Origin of the sequence: Rathayibacter sp. AY1F3 (assembly GCF_002931975.1) — a bacterium.
GTDB lineage: Bacteria > Actinomycetota > Actinomycetes > Actinomycetales > Microbacteriaceae > Rathayibacter.
This window is the reverse complement of record NZ_PSVF01000025.1, coordinates 30,186-48,191: the sequence shown is the minus strand read 5'-3', so window position 1 is coordinate 48,191 and position 18,006 is coordinate 30,186. Positions and strand designations below refer to the sequence as shown.

Here is an 18,006-nt window from a genome sequence, read left to right as displayed (position 1 = left end):
GGAGGGGGACGACCATCAAGCCTCGCACGCCCGCGCGGCGTCGGCGCGCGGGGGAGCCCACTGTCGTCCGGTGTTCATCCGCGGAGCGGAGCACCGGCACGTCCGGGTCGCCGTGCCGGTCCTCCGAGCAGGCGCGGCGCCGGCTACCACAGCGCCGCCCGCCCGTGCACGGGGTGGCCCCGGAGGCGCGGCTCGCCTGGGATGGAGGGGAGCGGCCCGATCCGGGTGCCGCGGACGGAGGAGCCATGCCCGACCAGTACACGTTCACGAACCCCGCCACCCGGTACCCGGATGTGACTCCGCCGGTCCAGCAGCAGCCCGAGCCCGGGCTGCAGTCGCGGATGACCCCGGTGCCGGACCTCGGCGAGGAGAGCTACCGCGGCACCGGCCGGCTCGCGGGCCGCCGCGCCCTCATCACGGGGGCCGACTCCGGGATCGGCGCCGCCGTGGCCATCGCCTTCGCCCGCGAAGGGGCCGACGTCGCCCTCGCCTACCTCCCGAGCGAGGAGGAGGACGCGCAGCACGTGATCGGGCTGATCCGCGCGGAGGGGCGCACCGCCGTGCCGATCCCCGGCGATCTCACGAGTGCCGAGTACTGCACGCGGCTCGTGTCGGAGGCGGTCGAGGGCCTCGGCGGGCTCGACGCGGTGGTCAACGTGGCCGGGAAGCAGATCTGGAAGGAGGACCTGCTCGACATCACCGATGAGCAGTTCGAGGCGACCTTCGCGGTCAACGTCTTCGCTCCGTTCCGGATCATCCGCGCGGCCCTCCCGCACCTGCCCGCGGGCGCCACGATCATCAACACGGCGTCGGCGGAGGCGCACAAGCCCGCCCCCGACCGACTCGACTACGCGATGACGAAGGGCGCGATCAACAACCTCTCGAAGGGCCTGGCGCAGCAGCTCGCCGCGAAGGGCATCCGCGTGAACGTCGTGGCGCCCGGCCCGACGTGGACCGCCCTGCAGGTGAGCGGCGGCGTCGACCCCGAGAGCCTGCCCGACTTCGGCTCCAGCGAGTCGCCGATGGGCCGTGCCGCGCAGCCCGCCGAGCAGGCCCCGGCCTACGTGTTCCTGGCGTCCGCCGAGTCGAGCTTCGTCGCCGGCGAGACCCTCAACGTGAACGGCGGCATGGTCTCGCCCTGACCCGCCGCGCCGCCGCCGCTCGCTGCTGGACCGCCGAGACGCCTCGGTCCTGCTCGAGACACGGGCTCGCGTCAACCCTCTCCCGAGCGGCGGGGGGCGCGAGGTGCCATGGAGGGACCACCACGAAGGAGCACCATGAGCACCACGACCGTCCTCCCCATCGAGACCTACTCCGACGAGCAGGGCTGGCACAACCGCATCGCCCACGCCCGGGTCCCGCTGAGCCACCACGAGTCGCGCCAGGAGGCGGAGGAGGTCGGCGAGGAGATCGCCGAGCAGCGCGGCGGGGAGCACGTCGTCCTCGGCTGACGGCCGGCGCGGGGCGCGGCATGCCGTGCCCGATCGGGGAACGCGCCCGGCCCGCGGAAGGCGCCGGGCCCGCAAGTCGCGCCCGGCCCGCAGGCGCCCGCTCCGCAGACGCCCCGTCCCGCGCGTGTAGCGCCCTCGACCCCGCCCGGTCAACCTTCTCGACCTCCCGGCCCCCTCCTCCCTAGCGTGGCCCGTCGTGCTCGCTCCCGAGCGCGCGACGAGAGGACGACATGGCCACCACGAGCGACGCCCCCGCGGCCGGAGAGGCCGGCGGCACCTCCCTGCGCCGCCGCATCACCGGCCCGCTGCTCTACTTCTTCATCCTCGGCGACGTCCTCGGCGCGGGCATCTACGCCCTCATGGGCACGCTCTCGGCGGAGGTCGGCGGCGCCGTCTGGATGCCCCTCCTGCTCGCGCTCGGCCTCGCGCTGCTGACCGCCGGCTCCTACGCCGAGCTGGTGACCAAGTACCCGAAGGCGGGAGGCGCGGCGGTGTTCGCGCAGCGGGCCTTCCAGCGCCCGATCGTCTCGTTCCTGGTCGGCTTCGCCATGCTCGCGGCCGGAGTGACCAGCGCGGCCGGTCTGTCGCTCGCGTTCGCCGGCGACTACCTCGGCACCTTCCTCGACGTGCCGACCGTGCCGACGGCCATCGTCTTCCTGATCCTCGTCGCGTGCCTCAATGCGCGGGGCGTCGCGGAGTCGCTGCTCAGCAACACGGTGATGACCGTGATCGAGGTCGGCGGCCTGCTGATCGTGATCGGATGCGTCGCGCTGCTGGTGGCGGGCGGAGGCGGCGACCTCTCCCGCACGGTCGAGCTCAGCTCCGAGCAGGCGCCGGCGCTGGCGGTGCTCGGCGCGGCGATCATCGCGTACTACTCCTTCGTCGGCTTCGAGACCTCGGCCAACATCGCCGAGGAGATCCGCGACCCCAGCCGCGTCTACCCGCGCGCGCTGTTCGGCTCGCTGCTGACGGCCGGTGCGGTGTACGTCCTGGTCGGCCTCGCGAGCTCGATCGCGCTGCCCGCCGACGAGCTGTCCGGATCCTCCGCCCCGCTGCTCGACGTCGTGACGGCGAGCGGAGCCGGGGTGCCGGCGTGGCTGTTCAGCCTGATCGCGCTCGTGGCGGTCGCCAACGGAGCACTGCTGACCATGATCATGGCGAGCCGTGTCACCTACGGCATGGCGAAGGACGGCCTCCTCCCGGACGTGCTCGGCCGCGTCCTGCCGAAGCGCCGGACGCCGTGGGTGGCCATCGCGGTGACCACGCTGGCGGCGTGCCTCCTGACCCTGGTCGGCGATCTGGCGACCCTCGCCGAGACCGTGGTGCTGCTCCTCCTGCTGGTGTTCATCAGCACGAACGTCTCGGTGCTCGTGCTGCGGCGCGACAAGGTCGAGCACGACCACTTCCGCGTGTGGACGGCGATCCCCGTGCTCGGCGTCGCCTCGTGCGTGCTGCTCCTCAGCCAGCAGGACCCGATCGTCTGGCTCTACGCGGGGATCCTCCTCGTGGTCGGAGTCCTCGTGCACCTGGCGACCCGCCGCTCGTCCCGCCGCACCGCCTGATCCGGCGGGGGACGGGCCGGCTGCACCATCCGACCGTCCTCCCCCGGCCGAGCCCCGCTCGCCCCACGACCGGTCAAGCCCCTGGGCGGACAGCCGCCCGGGGCGTGGGATGGAGGGAACGGAAGGAGCACGAATGACCGACACACCCTCCCGCGAGGAGCTGCCGCTCCCCGACTGGAACGACATCCCGCTCGGCACGCTCGCGGAGCGCATCCGCCCGCTCGACGAGGCCGGCCTCGGCGCGCTGCTCGCCTACGAGGAGGCGCACGGGCACCGCCTGCCGGTGACGACGATCCTGCACTCGCGCCTCGAGCAGCTGCGCGGGGGAGCGGAGCCGGCAGGCAGCGTGCCGGAGTCGCTGCCCGAGGTGTCCCGCTCGTCGTCCGGATCGCCGGTCTCGCCGGCGACGTCCGGTCCGCCGATCAATCCGCCCTCGCACGGAGTGCCGACGAACCCGGCTCAGCCGCGCTGACGGCGGCGGGCGGAGTCGCGGTCGCGGCGGCTCCGCCCCCGCCGCGCGCTGCCCAGGGCCTGCCCAGCGCGCACGGGCAGACTGTCCGGAGCCGATGACGGCGACCGGACGAGGGAGCAGTACCCGGAACGCGACAAGACTGACTCGTAGGAGCTGTCATGTCCTGGATCGTCCTCATCCTCTCCGGTGTCCTCGAGGCCGTGTGGGCCACCGCCCTCGGCAAGTCGGAGGGGTTCACCCGGCTCGGCCCGTCGGTCGTCTTCGGAGTCGGCGTCGTCGCGAGCATGGCCGGCCTCGCCTACGCGATGCGCGAGCTGCCCACCGGCACCGCGTACGCGGTCTGGGTCGGGATCGGCGCTTCGCTGACCGTGCTCTACGGCATGTTCTTCGGCGGCGAGGGCTTCTCGCTCGTGCGCACGCTGCTGGTCCTCGGGATCGTCGGCTGCGTCGTCGGCCTGAAGCTCGTGCACTGAACCGAGGCCCCCGTCCTCTCCTCCGCGAGAGCCGCTCCCGTACGCGACACGCCGACGGAGGCGCACCGGACTGGCATCTCGCCGAGGGTCCGAGGCCGGTGGTTGCAGGACGCCGCGCGTTCCACCTAGGCTCGGCGCATCAGGGGAGAACGATCGTTCTACGGTTCTCCCCGCCCCCCCCAAGGAGGACTCATGCCCACTCGTACCGCACGCACCGCCTGGAACGGCTCGCTCGAGACCGGCGAGGGCCAGGTCGAGCTCTCGAGCTCGAAGATCGGCACCTACGACGTCTCGTTCCCCAAGCGCGCCGCCGACGACGCCAACGGCTCGACCAGCCCCGAGGAGCTCCTCGCGGCCGCCCACTCCGCCTGCTACGCGATGCAGTTCTCGGCCGTCCTCGGCCAGGCCGGCGGCACCGTCGAGGCGCTCGACGTCCGCGCCGACGTCTCGCTCGGCCCGGACTCGGCCGGCGGATTCAAGCTCACCGGCATCAAGCTCATCGTGAGCGGCGAGGTCTCCGGCATCGACGAGGCCGCCTTCCTCAAGGCCGCCGACGAGGCCAAGGAGACCTGTCCCGTCAGCAAGGCGCTCACCGGAGTCGACATCACGCTCGACGCCACCTTCGAGGGCTGAGCCCCTCCGCACGTCACGAGCACCCCGTCGCGCATCGCGGCGGGGTGCTCGTGCGTCCGGCGCGGCCGCGGAGCGGCGTATCGAGACCCCTGCCCCCACCGGCCGCCCGGCGCCCCCTGTCGTCAGACCGCCGCCGGCGCGTAGCGGAAGCCGGCGCCGAGGTGCTCCTCCGGCAGCCGGTCGCCGCGGCCGTGCAGCTTCTGGCGGAGGCTCCCCTCGACGTACTCCTTCGGGTACGCACCGCGGCGGCGCAGCTCCGGCACGATGAACTCCACCACGTCCTCGAAGGTGCCGGGCGTGATCGCGTAGGCGAGGTTGAACCCGTCCACGTCGGTCTCCTCGACCCACTCCTGGAGGTGGTCGGCGACCTCCGCGGGCGAGCCGACGACGAACGGGCCGAGCCCGCCGATAACGCTGAGCTTGGCGATGTCGCGGACCTTCCACTCCGAGCCGTCCTCGTTCGCCTCCTGGAAGTTGGCGACGGCCGACTGGATCGCGTTGCTCTTCACGTTGCCGATCGGCTCGTCGAGGTCGTACTGCGACAGGTCGATGCCCATCCAGCCCGACATGAAGACCAGCGCCCCCTCCTCGCTCCCGTAGGAGAGGTAGTCGCGGTGCTTCTCGTGCGCGGCCTCGCTGGTCTCGGCGGTGATGATCGTCAGCAGCGTGTAGATCTTCGCGGAGTAGCGGTCGCGGCCGGCCGCCTCGAGGGCGTCGCGGATGCGCGAGACGGTCGCCTTCAGGCCGGCCTTCGTCGAGGACGCGACGAAGATCGCCTCCGCGTTGCCCGCCGCGAAGCGGATGCCGCGCGGCGACGCTCCCGCCTGGTAGATGACGGGGGTCCGCTGCACCGACGGCTCCGAGAGGTGGATGCCGGGGACGGTGAAGTTCTTGCCGCGGTGCCCGATCTCGTGCACCTTCGCCGGGTCGGTGAAGACGCCCGACTCGCGGTCGCGGACGACCGCGTCGTCCTCCCACGACCCCTCCCACAGCTTGTAGAGCACCTCGAGGTACTCGTCGGCGACGTCGTAGCGGTCGTCGTGCTCGAGCTGGTCCTCGTGGCCCATGTTGCGGGCGGCGCTGGGGAGGTAGCCGGTGACGACGTTCCAGCCCACGCGGCCTTTCGTCAGGTGGTCGAGCGTCGACATGCGCCGCGCGAACGGGTACGGGTGCTCGTAGGCGGTGCCCGCGGTGATGCCGAAGCCGAGGTGCTCGGTCGCGGCGGCCATCGCCGAGACGAGGAGGATCGGGTCGTTGACGGGGACCTGCGCGCCGTGGCGGATCGCCGCCTCGTTCGAGCCGCCGTAGACGTCGTAGGTGCCGAGCACGTCGGCGATGAAGATGCCGTCGAACGTGCCGCGCTCGAGCAGCTTCGCCAGGTCGGTCCAGTACGAGAGGTCCTTGTAGCGCCAGGACTGGTCCTGGGGGTGGCGCCACATGCCCGAGGACTGATGGGCGACGCAGTTCATGTCGAAGGCGTTGAAGCGGATCTGGCGGGTCATGGAGTCGATAGTGCCCAGCGGAGCCGCGAACGGGTACCGAGCGCGACGCACGGCGTCACAAAGCGACGCCCGTCGAGGCGCCCGGCGGGTCTGGGTGGTCGGCGACGTCCTCGACGAGCTGGCCGACCTCGAGGACCGCATCGGCAGCGCGATGATCGAGAGTCGGAACGGGTGATGCGCCGGGGCGCACCGCCCCCGTCCGCAGACCGGGCGGCTCCTCCTCCTACGCCAGCTCGCGCCCCAGGAAGCGCACGTGCTCGCCGATCTGGAACGCCTCGCCGCCCTCGTGGCCGTTGAAGGGGTAGACGCGGATCTCGCGGGGTCCGGCATAGCGGTTGTAGGAGGCGTAGACGGTGGACGGCGGGCAGATGTCGTCGCGGAGCGCCACCGAGAACAGCGCGGGGGACTGCGCGTAGGGGGCGAAGGAGGTGCCGTCGAAGTACGAGAGGGTGTCGAACACGCGCGCCTCGGCGCCGCGGTGGGTGTGCAGGTACTGCACGATCTCGCCGTACGGCATCGTGTCGACCAGCCGCACGGCGTGCGGGATGTGGGAGAGGAACGGCACGTCGACGATCGCCGCGCGCGCCGACTCCGACTCGCCGAGCAAACCCAGGATCCCCGTGACGGCCAGGGCGATCCCGCCTCCCTGGCTGCCGCCCGAGACGGCCACGCGGGAGGCGTCGACCGCGGGGTGCGCGCGCAGCACGTCGAGCGCGCGGACGGCGTCGGTGAAGACGCGGCGGTAGAAGTGCTCCGCGGGCGACTCGATGCCCTGCGTCATGAAGCCGGAGACGTGCGGCCCGCTGCCGACCGGGTCGGGCGTGGCTCCGGAGCGGTGCCCGGACCCCTGGCCGCGGGTGTCCATGACCAGGTGCGCGTAGCCGGCGGCCGACATCGCGGTCCACTCCGCGAGCTGCCCGCGGCCGCCTCCGTAGCCGATGAAGGTCACGAGCCCGGGGAGGGGGCCCTCGACGCCGCGGGGGAGGATCAGCCACGCGCGGATCGGGTGGCCGCCGAAGCCGGAGTAGGTGACGTCGAAGGTGTCGAGCAGTCCGAAGCCGGCGTCGACCCGCTCGAGGCGCGGCTCGGTCGCGACGGCCCTCGCCTCGGCGATCGTGTCGCGCCAGAACTCGGCGAACCCGGCGGGCTCGGCGATCTCGGGGGCGTACTGCTCGAGGAGGTCGAGCGGGAGGTCGTACTGCGGCATCACGGACTCCTTCTCGGGCAGCGGCGCCCGAGGACCGAGGCTACTGGAGGGACGGGCCCACCTGGGTGCGGCGTGGGAGAACGCCGCAGAGCGGAATGCCGGGGCGCCCTCCGCGTTCTCCTCAGCATGACGACGTACGGAATCATCGGAGCAGGCAACATCGGCAGCCAGGTCGCACGGGCGGTCATCGCCCTCGGGTACGACGTGTTCATCGCGAACTCGCGCGGTCCCGAGACCCTCGCCGACCTCATCGCGGAGCTCGGCCCGAAGGCCCGCGCCGCCACGGCACAGGAGGCGGCCGAGGCCGCCGAGATCGCCGTGGTGACGGTGCCGCTGAAGAACCTCGAGGAGGTACCGGTCGCCCCGCTCGCCGGCAAGATCGTCCTCGACACGAACAACTACTACTTCGAGCGCGACGGCCGCATCGAGGCGCTCGACAAGGGCGAGACCACGACCAGCGAGATGCTCCAGCAGCACCTCCCGGAGTCGAAGGTCGTCAAGGCGTTCAACCACATCATGGCCGCCGACATCACCACCGACGGCACCCCGGCCGGCACGCCCGACCGCCGCGCTCTCGCGACGTCGAGCGACTACCCCGAGGCGATCCACTTCGTGACCGACCTCTACGACCGGATCGGCTTCGACACCGTCGCGATCACGCCGCTGAGCGAGTCGTGGCGCGTCGAGCGCGACCGCCCCGCCTACGTGGTGCGGCAGAACCGCGAGGAGCTCGAGGCCAACCTCGCGAAGGCCCCCCGCACGGTCTGATCCAGCCACTCGAAGGGGAGCGGTGCTGCGGCGCCGCTCCCCTTCTGCCTGTCCGGACGGCGTCGGAGGCGCGCCCGGGACGGCCCCTCGGCGCTCGCCGCCGCCGGGCCTGCGATAGTCGAGAGGACCAGCCACGCACCAGAGAGCCCCGATCGGGCTCCGAGAGGAGAGGCCTGCTATGCCCTCGACACCCCGTTCCGTCCCCTCCCGCTCCGGGCTCTCGCGCCGCAGCGTCGTGATCGGCGGTCTCGCGGTGCTCCCGCTGCTCAGCGCCTGCACGCCCGACTCCTCCGCTCCGGACGACGCCCAGCAGGAGGCGCCCCGCACCCGCACCGCGGCTCCGAGCGGGCCGGTGGCGCTCGCCCCGGACGCGCTCGCCGCGAGCGCGGCCCTGTTCGCCGCGGCTCCGCTGGTCGTCCTGGTCGAGGACGTCGCCGAGTCCCGCCTGCGCGCCGCCCAGGTGAGCATCGCCTGGGGCGTGCCGCTGCTGGTCGGCTCGGCGGGATCCGGAGCGACGGCCGCCCCGACCGCGGACGCCGCGGCCGCGGGATCCACGGCTTCCGAGACGCCGTCCGACTCCGCGACGCCGTCGGACTCGGCGACGCCGTCCGACTCCGCGACCCCGTCCGTCGCTCCGTCCTCCACCGCTCCGACCTCCGACGCCCTCGCCGCCGAGTTCGCCCGCCTCGGCGTGACCCGCGTGCTCGCGATCGGCGACGTCACCGCGCCCGAGGGCGTCGACGTCGTCGCCTCCGACTCCGACGCGGCCGCCGTCAGCACCGCGTCCGGAGTGACCGTGACCGACCTGGCGCTCGCCGACCTCGCCGCCGCCGCGCCGTCCACCGCCTCCGACGCTCCGTTCGGGGCCCTCCCGGCCCGGGCCGACGCCCTGACCGGTCTGCACGCCCTCGCCCGTGCGCAGGACGCCGACGTCGCCGCACTGGCGACCGCCCGCGCGGCCGGCGTGCCCGTCACCGTGGTCGACGGCGACGACCTGCTCGCCTCGGGCGGAGCCGTGACCGCGATCGCCGAGGCCGACGCCTCCTGCACGCTGCTGCTCGGCCCCGTGCTCGCCGCCCAGCCCGAGCCCGAGTGGGCCGTGCGCGCGGCCGCGAGCGGCTGGCAGCTGCCGGGCGGCGGCCAACGGATGTTCGGCGGGCACCTCTTCGTCGCGATCTACGGCACTCCGGGCGCTCCCGTCCTCGGCGTGCTGGGGGAGCAGGGCCTCGAGCCCACGATCGCGCGGGCGGAGGCGGTGGCCGAGCCGTACCGGGCACTCACCGACAAGCAGGTCGTGCCGAGCCTCGAGATCATCACCACGGTCGCGGCGGGCGACCCCGGCAAGGACGGCGACTACTCCAACGAGCTCGACGCCGCCGACATCCGCCCCTACATCGACGCGGCGCAGGCGGCGGGGATGTACGTGGTGCTCGACCTGCAGTCGGGGCTGACCGACTTCCTCACCCAGGCGAAGCAGTACGCGGACCTCCTGTCGCTGCCCAACGTCGGCCTCGCGCTCGACCCGGAGTGGCGCCTGCTGCCCGGCCAGAAGCCGCTGGAGCAGATCGGGCGCGTCTCGGCCGCCGAGGTCGACAGCGTGTCGGAGTGGCTGGCAGACCTGGTGCAGAGCGAGGGGCTGCCGCCGAAGATGTTCGTGCTGCACCAGTTCCGGCTGTCGATGCTGCAGGACCGCGACAGCATCCGCCGCGACCGGCCCGAGCTGGAGTTCCTCATCCACGTCGACGGCCAGGGCTCGCAGCCCGACAAGCAGGCGACCTGGGACGCGCTGCACGAGGGCGCCCCCGAGGGCATCGGCTGGGGCTGGAAGAACTTCTACGACGAGGACGCGCCCATGCTCACCCCCGCCGAGACCATGGCCGAGGTGCGCCCCCTCCCCGACCTCGTCACCTACCAGTAGGCGGATCCCGAGGGCGGGCGTCAGCGGCGCAGGAGCTCGCCGGAGACGACGCCCGCCTCGACCTCCTCGAGGGCACGGCCGCGGGTCTCGGGCACGCGCTTCCAGATGAAGACGAGCGCGAGCAGGCCGACGGCGCCGAACAGGAAGAACGTTCCGGTGATGCCGACCCCGGAGACGAGGGTGGGGAAGAACAGGCCGAGCACCGCGTTCGTGATCCAGTGGCAGAAGATCGCGATGCCGACGCCGACGCCGCGGATCCGCAGCGGGAAGATCTCGGACAGCATCACCCAGGTGACGATGTTGAGGAACGTCTGCATGCTCCCCACGAACGCGACGACCAGCACCAGGATCACGTACGGTCGCGCCGGGTTCCCCACGGGGAGCGCGACGGAGGCGATGCCGATCAGGAAGTGCATCGCGGTGGTCAGGGAGTAGCCGAGCAGGAGGGTCGTGCGGCGGTTCATCGTCTGCATGAGCCGCAGCCCGATCAGGCCGCCGATCACGGCGATCGCCCCGGGCGCGATGTTGGCGACGAGCGCGCCGTCGTGGTCGAAGCCCGCCTCCTTCAGCACCGACTGGCCGTAGTACATGATCGAGTTGATGCCGGTGAGCTGCTGGGCGACTCCGATCCCGATGCCCACCAGGAGGATGCGCACCGCCCAGCGCTCGCGCAGCGCCTGCAGCAGGGGGATCCTCGGGCCGTCCTTCGCGCCGATCGAGCGGGCGATGGTCTCCGCCTCCGCGTGGGCCCGGTCGGGCGTCCGGATGGTCGTGAGCACGCCGAGCGCCTCGTCGCGTCGGCCGAGCGCGATCAGCCAGCGCGGCGACTCCGGGACCCGGGTCATGCCGAGCAGGAGCGCGGCGGCGGGGAGCGCGGCGACGGCGAGCATGATCCGCCAGACGCTGGGCAGCTCGCCCCAGACGGTGCCGATGACGGCGTTGGCCACGAAGGCGGCGAGCTGGCCGATCACGATCATCAGCTCGTTGCGGCCGGCGAGCGAGCCGCGGATCTCGGAGGGGGAGATCTCGGAGAGGTAGATCGGCACGACCACCGAGGCGCCGCCGACGGCCAGTCCGAGGACCGCCCGCCCGAGGACCATCACGCCGAAGCCCGGCGCCACCACGCAGACCAGGGCGCCGACGAGGAAGAGCACGGTGAGCAGGCGGATCGTGGTCCGCCTCCCGAGGGCGTCGGCGAGGCGTCCGCCCGAGATCGCGCCGATCGCGGCGGCGAAGAGGAGCGAGCTGGTGACGACCCCCTCTGTCAGCGCGGTGAGGCCCAGCTCGGCCGACATCGGCTCCAGGGCGCCGTTGATGACGCCGGTGTCGTAGCCGAAGAGGAGGCCGCCGAGGGTCGCGATGAGCGCGATGAGGCCGAGACGCCGAGTCGGCGCCTCCAGGGAGGTGGTGGTCATCCGCTCACTCTGACGCATGGCCGCGCGGTGAGCGAACCCTGGACCGTCGGGGGAACCCGGTGTAGCGGATCCTCTCGACGGCCCGGGGTCCCCTCGGCGGCAGGAGGGGGGGGGCGAGCGGAGGGTCCTCAGGAGGAGACGCGCGCGCCCTCGCGCAGGCCCTCCTCCTTGGCCTGCTGCACCAGGGCGGCGATGCGGCGGCGCGAGCGCGAGCGCCCGGCGAGCAGCGCCACGAGGATGAGGGCGACGCCGAGGATCACGAGCAGCTGCGGGACCGGCACGGCGGCGACCGTGATCGACTCCGTCACGGGAGCGGTGGCGACCGGCTCCTGATCGGCGGCGGCGACGGTCGGTGCGATGGTCAGGTCGGCGCCGACTCCGAAGAGGGGCCAGATGCCGTCGAGCTGCACCGAGACGCTGCGCCGGTCGCCGGGCAGCAGCTCCTGCTGGGGCGCGTCGGCCGCGACGACGGGCGCGGTGGCGCCCTGGGCGCTCGCCGTGCCGTCGAGCAGCAGGCGCACGTTGCCGGTGTTCACCACGTCGGCGACGAGCGAGAGGGAGCCGGGCTGGAACGGGTTCCAGGAGAGGCGGTAGTCGCTGGCCAGGTCCTCGACGGAGAAGGAGGGGGTCACCTCGCCGGTCACGCGGGTCATCACGCGGAAGCCGATGCGGCTCTCCACTCCGACGTTCGCGCCTCCCGCCTCGGTGCCCTGCGAGAGCACGGAGGCGGCGATGCCGGCGGCGTGGTCGCCGGGGGTGGCGTTGTCGGGGACCGTCACGGTGAACGGCACCACGCCGCTGCTGCCCGGATCGACGGTCACGGTCTCGGGGGCGGAGATCCACAGCCCGGCGTCGACCGACTCCTGGTCGGAGTTCAGCATGTTGAAGCGGCCGGTGTCGGTGAAGTAGCCGTCGGCGCTGGTGATGCTGAAGGTCACGGGCTGGTCGCTGAGGTTCTGCACGACCGCCTCGTCCGAGGCGCTCGCGCCGGGGGCGAGCTCGAGCTCGACCCACGCGCGCTTGTCGGGGACGCCGTCGGTGGAGGGGCTGACCGCCCAGGTGATCGCTCCGTCCGCCGCGACGGCCGCCGGAGCGACCCCCACGCCGAGGAGGGCGACGATCAGCGCGAGCAGCGCGGGGAGGAGCGGGCGGCGGGGAGCGGCGGAGCGGCGCGGAGCAGTCATCAGAACCTCATGGTCGCACGGGGGAAGCACGACGCGGCCGGGCGGGCGGGCCCGGCCGCGTCGGCCGTGGTGGGATCGCGGCCGAGGGAGTGCGTCCCCCGGCCGCGACGGGTCACTCGAAGAGCGACAGGGTGATGGTGGACGAGTACGCGCCGGCGTCCACGTTCACGGGGGTGCGGAGGAAGAGGTCGGCGTCGGCGCTCCAGGAGCCCTCGGGGTTGACCTGCTGGGAGTTGCTGGCGACGATCGCGAGCAGCTCCTTGCCCTTCAGGCCGACGCCGTTGACGCCGCCGTCGATGGCGGTGCCGACCTCGTCGCCCGCGGCGACCTCGCCGAGGTCTCCACCGTCGACCAGGTCCGGGGTCCAGCCGAGGTTCTCGGCGCCGATGGTCGAGCCGTCGGCCGACGTGAAGTCGCTCGCCGTGCCGATGACGTACCACGCGGAGTCGGGGGAGACGTCCGCGGCGTCACGGGTGTCGGTGACCGTGACGGTGGGCAGGGTGCCGGTGAACTGGCGGCGGACGTTGTCCGAGCCGGTCTCGGTCAGCGTCGTCGAGTCCGCGGCGACGGTCATCGAGAGGGCGCCGGTCCCGGGGAGGTCGGCGATGTCGACGTTGACGTCGACGTCGTCGCTGCCGTAGTTGGCCTCGGCGGCGAAAGCCGTTCCGGCGACTCCGAGCAGGAGGACGCCTCCGGCCAGTCCGGCGGCTCCGCGGATCAGAAGGGATCGGGTGTTCATGTCGGGTGTTCTCCGTTCTCCGGCCGGCGTCGTCGCCGGCTCGATCTCAGTGGGTGTGGGTCGTGCCCGCGGGTCAGCTGCAGCTTGCCGCGGAGTAGGGGGCGGTCGTGGAGGCCGTGGCCGGCTTCCCGCCGATGAACGCGGTCGCCGTGGCGGTCGCGGATCCGTCGGTCACGCTGGTCGCCCGGGTGGTGAAGGCGGCCGAGACGGTGGCGCCGGGAGCGACGTCGGCGAAGCTCTTGGAGCCCCACGTCGTGCCGATCACGATCTTCGCAGCGAAGGCGTTCGGGTTCGTGGCGGTCGCGGTGACGACGATCTTCCCCGCGACGCAGCGCGTCGTGGCGGTCGTGGTCACGGCGATCCCGGGTGCCGAGTCGGTCACGGGACCGACGGAGGCGGAGGCCGTCGCCGGCGTCCACTGCGGCTTCGCGGCGGTCACGGCCACCGAGATCGTCGCTCCGCGGTCGGCGGCGGTGAGCGTGTAGCTCGACGCCGTCACCCCGCTGATCGCGGTCCCGCCGCGCTTCCACTGGAAGCCGGTCGCCGTCCACGGGGAGGAGGCGGAGGCGGTCAGCGTGCTGCCCACCGTCGCCTTCCCCGTGATCGAGGCCGCGAGCGGCGCAGTGTCGACGATCGTCTGCGCCGCGACGCTGGTGAGGGTCGGGACGACCTTCTGCATGAGACCGGTCGTCTTGTCGAAGGTCACCCGGTCGATCGTCGTCTCGCGGTGCTGGCCGTCTCCGCCGGGGATGGCGAAGCGGTGGTAGGCGATGTACCAGTCGTCCGTGCCGGGCACGTTGACGATCGAGTTGTGGCCCGTGGCGAGGATGCCCTGCGACGGGTCCTTCTCGAGGATCACGCCGCGGTAGGTCCACGGTCCGTCGACGCTGGTCGAGGTCGCATAGCCGACCTTGTAGTTCTCGGAGCCGGTGTCGTCGATCGAGTAGGTGAGGTGGTACAGGCCGTCGCGGTAGTTCAGGAACGAGCCCTCGCGGAAGTCGGTCAGACCGCTGATCTTCTTGATCGTGCCGGTCTTGATCGAGAGCATGTCGTCGGACAGCTCCCCGTAGAGCGGGTCGCCGTTGCCCCAGAAGAGGTAGCTCTTGCCGGTCTTCGGGTCGGTGAACGCGGCGGGGTCGATCGCCTGGCCGGACCGCACGGACTCGCCGTTGGTGATCATCGCGGTCGGCTGCGCCGTGAACGGGCCCATCGGGCTGTCCGCGACGGCGACTCCGATCGTCTTGCGGTTGAGCGAGGAGTTCTCGCCGGAGAAGTAGAAGTAGTACTTCCCGTTCTTCTCGATGATCGTCGGCGCCCAGGCGTTGCCGGTCGCCCACGGCACGTTGCCGTTCGCGCCGTCCAGCGTCAGGAAGGGCTGCTCCGAGCGGGTCCAGTCGATGAGGTTCTTCGAGGACCAGGCGTAGAAGGTCTTGCCGCCCCAGCCGGCGAAGCCGTCCGAGGTCGCGTACAGGTAGTAGGTGTCGCCGAAGACTGCGATGTTCGGGTCGGCGTTCAGGCCTGCGAGGACGGGGGACTTCATGACGACGGCCTTCAGGGTCCAGGTGGTCGCGGTGCCGCCGGCGGCGGGCGTGAGCACGACCGTCTGCGGGGTGGAGAGGTCGCGGACGGTGCCGGAGGCGGGGCTCGCCGTGACTCCCGCCGCGGTGGAGAAGGTCGGGGTGAGCTTCGTCAGGTCGGTCCCCGGCTTCACCGGGAAGGTGACCGTCCTGCTCGCCGAGTCGACGATCGGGGCCGTCTTCAGGACGTCGCCGCTGAGCGAAAGGTCGACCAGGGCCGACGTGTTGCCGGAGGCGGCGAGCACCTCGGAGGCGCTGAGGGCCCGGTTGTAGACCGAGAACTCGCGGATCTGGCCGCGGAAGCGGTTGTCGGCGTCGTAGTTCGAGCGCCCGATGTAGTTCGCCGAGGTGGAGCCGCCGCCGATGTCCTTCGGGTCGGTCGTGACGGTGCCGCTGGCGACCTTCACTCCGTCGAGGTAGATCGTGCCGGTGGTGCCGGAGAGCGTGTACGTCAGGTGCGCCCAGGTGCCGCGGGGGAGGGCCGAGCCGCCGGCGACGGTCTGCTCGGTGGTGTAGTTCCCGGTCGCGATGCTGGTGCGGTAGTTGTTGCCCGAGGTGAAGAGGTAGCCGTCGCCGGCGCCGTTCGTGGTGTTGCCCAGGCCGTAGAGGAAGTAGGCGCCGCCCTGCGCGGGGTCGATCCAGACGTCGGACTGGATGGTGAGGTCCGTCACTCCGGCGAGCAGGTCGTTCGGCAGCTTGACGTAGTCGTCGGTGCCGTCGAGCTGCAGGGAGCCGTCCTTCCAGGTGCCGCCCGAGGGCAGCGTGCCGTTCTGGTTGTTGCCCGAGCTGTCGCGCACCGTGGTGCCCGAGCCGCCGTCGAAGGTGTAGCGGAGGATCTCGCCCGCCGCGTTGACCGGCTTCGCGGCGGGGCCGGTGCTGCTGGTGCCGTAGGCGGCCGTCAGGCGCGCCTCCTCGGCGCTCGAGAGGCGGAGCACCGAGCCGTGGCGGAAGGGCTTCGAGAACGAGTACGTGTTCGCGCCGGTGGTGCCGACGGGCAGGGCAGTGAACCGCATGTCCGCGAGGGTGTCGGTGACGTAGGCGGAGTAGCCGAACGAGTCGCCCATGACGACCCAGCGGCCGTCGGGCAGCTGGTAGACGGTGAGGCCCTCGAGGTGGTCGGAGAGGCCGCGGGACTTCTCCTCGCCGAAGCCGATCACGCGGGTCCACGGGCCGGCGAGGCTCGGGGCCTTGTCGACGACCGTGCGCCAGTCGGCGGTGGAGAAGCGGTAGTACGTGTCCCCCTCCTTCGCGATGGTCGTGTCGATGATGCTGCCGCGGCTCCCGCCGCCGGCGGCGGGGTTCTCGTCCAGCCAGACCTTCGGGGTGGAGAAGCCGACGAAGTCGCGCGTGGTCGAGACGTAGACGCGCTGGGCGGAGGCTCCGCCGGTCAGCGTCTTGTCGCGGGCGGCCCAGTAGACGTAGTACTGGCCGGTCGCGTCGTCCCAGATCGCCTCGGGAGCCCAGACGTTGCCCGCGTCGGGGAAGCCGGCGAAGACGATGCTCTGATCGCTCCAGTTCACGAGGTCCGTCGAGCGCCAGACGACGAGGTTCTTGCTCGCGTTGGTCTGGTCCCAGGTGCCGCCGGGAGCGGTGCCCTCGGCGTGCAGGTCGGTGCCGATGATCCAGTACTCGTCCCCGGTGGGGGAGCGCACGAGGTGCGGGTCGCGGACGCCGAGGGTGCCGCCGAGGTTGGCGAGCACGGCCTTGTCGTTGTTGAGCTTCGACCAGTGCAGGCCGTCGGTGCTGGAGCCGAAGTAGATCTTCTCGTAGTCGGTCGAGGCGAAGTGGGTCCAGAGGTAGCCCGCGTCGTACTCGGTGTCGAGGTCCGCGGGAGCCGCGGTCACCGTGACGGGCAGCTGCCGCGTCGCGGTCGTGCCGGCGATCGTCGCGGTGAGCGTGACGGGCGTGGCGGCGGACTGGCGCTTCACGACGCCGGTCGTGCTGAGCACGGCCGTGTTCGAGGAGGCCCAGGCGACATCGTAGGAGCCGGCCTTCGCGGGCAGCGTCACGTTGCCGCGGACGTCGCCGGAGTTGACGATCGAGAGGGCGTCGAGCGCCTTCTGGGCGTCGGCGTTCACGTCCTTGGCGGGCACGGTGGCGGTGAAGGTGCGGGTGGCCGTGGCCGAACCGCGGGTCGTCGTGGCGGTCAGCTCGACCGAGGCGACCCCGTTCGCGGGCGGCGTGACCACTCCGCTGGTCGAGACGACCGCGGAGTTGCTCGAGGCCCAGGCGATGGCGGAGCCGTTGGGGCCGGTCGTCGGGAGGGTGAGGTTCGCGGAGACCGAGGAGAGGCTCCCGAGGTCCAGGGCGGCGGAGTCGCGGGAGACGCGCGTGCTGTCCGGGGCCTGGAGCGTCGCGACGTCGGCCGCGCTGAGCGCCGTGCTGTAGACGCGGAAGTCGCGGACCGAGCCGGCGAGGGTCTTGTCCGCCGTGTAGACGGAGCGGCCGATCGCGTTCGCGGTGGTGGTGCCGTTGCCGATCGCGGCGGGAGTGATGGTCACTCCGGTCTGCTGTGCGACCTGGGTGCCGTCGAGGTAGAGGCGTGCGGTGTCGCTGGCGTCGTCGAGCGTGTAGGTGAGGGTCTTCCAGACGCTGCGCGCGAGGTTCGCGTTGGAGTTGACGGTCTGCTCGGTGGTCCAGTTGCCGGTGGCGATCGAGGCCTTGTAGCCGTTGCCCGTCGTGTAGAGGTAGCCGTTCCCAGCGCCGTTCGTCGTGTTGCCGAGGCCCCAGATGAAGTAGGGCGTGCCCTGGTTCGCGTTCACCAGGACCTCGGTGCTGACCGTGATCGAATTCAGACCCGCGAGCAGGTTGTCGGGCAGCTTGACGTAGTCGTCGGTCCCGTCGAGCGCGACGCCCGCGGCCCCCCGGGGAGCGGCTCCGTTGACGAGCGTGCCGGTGCGGCCCTTGCCCGAGCTGTCGGCGACGGTCGTGCCGCTCGTCTCGTCGAGCGCGTAGCGCAGGACGAGGCTGTCGGAGGGAGCGGCGCTCGCCGACTGGGCCGTCAGAAGGGGGACGGTGAGGGCTACGGCCGTCACGAGGACGAGTGGTCGCAGGAAAGGCTTCATCGCGCTTTGCTCCAGGGTCGGCACCATTGCTGAGGGGAGG

Annotated in this window: 15 protein-coding genes and 1 riboswitch; of the genes, 9 read left to right on the top strand and 6 right to left on the bottom strand. The window is 72.2% G+C overall.

Translation table 11 applies throughout. The features are described from left to right. Positions 1 to 245 precede the first annotated feature (245 nt). The 6 genes from C5C39_RS13765 (at position 246) to C5C39_RS13740 (ending at position 4,591) form a co-directional block, all read left to right on the top strand. On the top strand, positions 246 to 1,142 hold the full coding sequence (locus tag C5C39_RS13765; protein WP_104353639.1) for an SDR family oxidoreductase: 897 nt from the start codon (positions 246 to 248) through the stop codon (positions 1,140 to 1,142). Between the two features lie 135 nt (positions 1,143 to 1,277). Continuing rightward, positions 1,278 to 1,451: a DUF2188 domain-containing protein gene (locus C5C39_RS13760; RefSeq protein WP_159940661.1), complete on the top strand. Its 174-nt coding sequence runs from the start codon at positions 1,278 to 1,280 to the stop codon at positions 1,449 to 1,451. 230 nt (positions 1,452 to 1,681) lie between these two features. Then, positions 1,682 to 3,013, top strand: coding sequence for an APC family permease (locus C5C39_RS13755; RefSeq protein WP_104353638.1), 1,332 nt, complete (start codon positions 1,682 to 1,684; stop codon positions 3,011 to 3,013). A gap of 133 nt (positions 3,014 to 3,146) precedes the next feature. After that, on the top strand, positions 3,147 to 3,485 hold the full coding sequence (locus C5C39_RS13750; RefSeq protein ID WP_104257715.1) for a hypothetical protein: 339 nt from the start codon (positions 3,147 to 3,149) through the stop codon (positions 3,483 to 3,485). Between the two features lie 85 nt (positions 3,486 to 3,570). Beyond that, a riboswitch (guanidine-III (ykkC-III) riboswitch) is annotated at positions 3,571 to 3,634 on the top strand. A gap of 9 nt (positions 3,635 to 3,643) precedes the next feature. Then, positions 3,644 to 3,958 (top strand): multidrug efflux SMR transporter, encoded by a 315-nt coding sequence (locus tag C5C39_RS13745; protein WP_104222377.1) that lies wholly within the window; start codon positions 3,644 to 3,646, stop codon positions 3,956 to 3,958. Positions 3,959 to 4,150: 192 nt separating this feature from the next. Next, positions 4,151 to 4,591, top strand: coding sequence for an OsmC family peroxiredoxin (locus C5C39_RS13740; protein WP_104222378.1), 441 nt, complete (start codon positions 4,151 to 4,153; stop codon positions 4,589 to 4,591). Between the two features lie 122 nt (positions 4,592 to 4,713). Here the strand turns inward: C5C39_RS13740 and C5C39_RS13735 are convergent, their stop codons facing one another. After that, a complete protein-coding gene (locus tag C5C39_RS13735; protein WP_104353637.1) occupies positions 4,714 to 6,093 on the bottom strand; it encodes an LLM class flavin-dependent oxidoreductase in 1,380 nt (459 codons plus the stop codon). A gap of 10 nt (positions 6,094 to 6,103) precedes the next feature. Between C5C39_RS13735 and C5C39_RS17610 the strand changes: the two genes are divergently transcribed. After that, the gene (locus C5C39_RS17610) at positions 6,104 to 6,268 is read left to right on the top strand and encodes a hypothetical protein (RefSeq protein ID WP_181136395.1); all 165 of its coding nucleotides are present in this window, start codon (positions 6,104 to 6,106) and stop codon (positions 6,266 to 6,268) included. Positions 6,269 to 6,316: 48 nt separating this feature from the next. On the opposite strand, the gene C5C39_RS13730 is transcribed toward C5C39_RS17610, so the two are convergent. Continuing rightward, positions 6,317 to 7,300 (bottom strand): acetylxylan esterase, encoded by a 984-nt coding sequence (locus tag C5C39_RS13730; protein WP_104222380.1) that lies wholly within the window; start codon positions 7,298 to 7,300, stop codon positions 6,317 to 6,319. Positions 7,301 to 7,426: 126 nt separating this feature from the next. Between C5C39_RS13730 and C5C39_RS13725 the strand changes: the two genes are divergently transcribed. Both C5C39_RS13725 and C5C39_RS13720 read left to right on the top strand, forming a co-directional pair. Then, entirely contained in the window at positions 7,427 to 8,068 is a 642-nt protein-coding gene (locus C5C39_RS13725) for an NADPH-dependent F420 reductase (RefSeq protein ID WP_104353636.1), read from the top strand. A 178-nt stretch (positions 8,069 to 8,246) separates the two neighbouring features. Then, entirely contained in the window at positions 8,247 to 9,986 is a 1,740-nt protein-coding gene (locus C5C39_RS13720; protein ID WP_104353635.1) for a hypothetical protein, read from the top strand. A 20-nt stretch (positions 9,987 to 10,006) separates the two neighbouring features. Here the strand turns inward: C5C39_RS13720 and C5C39_RS13715 are convergent, their stop codons facing one another. The 4 genes from C5C39_RS13715 to C5C39_RS13700 form a co-directional block, all read right to left on the bottom strand. Next, the gene (locus C5C39_RS13715) at positions 10,007 to 11,401 is read right to left on the bottom strand and encodes a sugar porter family MFS transporter (RefSeq protein WP_258075840.1); all 1,395 of its coding nucleotides are present in this window, start codon (positions 11,399 to 11,401) and stop codon (positions 10,007 to 10,009) included. A gap of 128 nt (positions 11,402 to 11,529) precedes the next feature. Beyond that, a complete protein-coding gene (locus C5C39_RS13710) occupies positions 11,530 to 12,585 on the bottom strand; it encodes a WxL protein peptidoglycan domain-containing protein (protein ID WP_104353633.1) in 1,056 nt (351 codons plus the stop codon). A 112-nt stretch (positions 12,586 to 12,697) separates the two neighbouring features. Beyond that, positions 12,698 to 13,324, bottom strand: a complete 627-nt coding sequence (locus C5C39_RS13705; protein ID WP_104353632.1) for a hypothetical protein — start codon at positions 13,322 to 13,324, stop codon at positions 12,698 to 12,700. 73 nt (positions 13,325 to 13,397) lie between these two features. Continuing rightward, positions 13,398 to 17,966, bottom strand: coding sequence for a family 43 glycosylhydrolase (locus C5C39_RS13700; RefSeq protein ID WP_181136394.1), 4,569 nt, complete (start codon positions 17,964 to 17,966; stop codon positions 13,398 to 13,400). Between the last annotated feature and the right edge of the window lie 40 nt (positions 17,967 to 18,006).

Bases quoted from the DNA above. Each gene is read 5' to 3' on its own strand.
- C5C39_RS13750 (WP_104257715.1), top strand. From the start codon at position 3,147: ATGACCGACACACCCTCCCGCGAGGAGCTGCCGCTCCCCGACTGGAAC.
- C5C39_RS13715 (WP_258075840.1), bottom strand. From the start codon at position 11,401: ATGACCACCACCTCCCTGGAGGCGCCGACTCGGCGTCTCGGCCTCATC.
- C5C39_RS13730 (WP_104222380.1), bottom strand. From the start codon at position 7,300: ATGCCGCAGTACGACCTCCCGCTCGACCTCCTCGAGCAGTACGCCCCC.
- C5C39_RS13705 (WP_104353632.1), bottom strand. From the start codon at position 13,324: ATGAACACCCGATCCCTTCTGATCCGCGGAGCCGCCGGACTGGCCGGA.
- C5C39_RS13735 (WP_104353637.1), bottom strand. From the start codon at position 6,093: ATGACCCGCCAGATCCGCTTCAACGCCTTCGACATGAACTGCGTCGCC.
- C5C39_RS13745 (WP_104222377.1), top strand. From the start codon at position 3,644: ATGTCCTGGATCGTCCTCATCCTCTCCGGTGTCCTCGAGGCCGTGTGG.
- C5C39_RS13710 (WP_104353633.1), bottom strand. From the start codon at position 12,585: ATGACTGCTCCGCGCCGCTCCGCCGCTCCCCGCCGCCCGCTCCTCCCC.
- C5C39_RS13760 (WP_159940661.1), top strand. From the start codon at position 1,278: ATGAGCACCACGACCGTCCTCCCCATCGAGACCTACTCCGACGAGCAG.
- C5C39_RS13755 (WP_104353638.1), top strand. From the start codon at position 1,682: ATGGCCACCACGAGCGACGCCCCCGCGGCCGGAGAGGCCGGCGGCACC.
- C5C39_RS13725 (WP_104353636.1), top strand. From the start codon at position 7,427: ATGACGACGTACGGAATCATCGGAGCAGGCAACATCGGCAGCCAGGTC.
- C5C39_RS13720 (WP_104353635.1), top strand. From the start codon at position 8,247: ATGCCCTCGACACCCCGTTCCGTCCCCTCCCGCTCCGGGCTCTCGCGC.
- C5C39_RS13700 (WP_181136394.1), bottom strand. From the start codon at position 17,966: ATGAAGCCTTTCCTGCGACCACTCGTCCTCGTGACGGCCGTAGCCCTC.
- C5C39_RS13765 (WP_104353639.1), top strand. From the start codon at position 246: ATGCCCGACCAGTACACGTTCACGAACCCCGCCACCCGGTACCCGGAT.
- C5C39_RS13740 (WP_104222378.1), top strand. From the start codon at position 4,151: ATGCCCACTCGTACCGCACGCACCGCCTGGAACGGCTCGCTCGAGACC.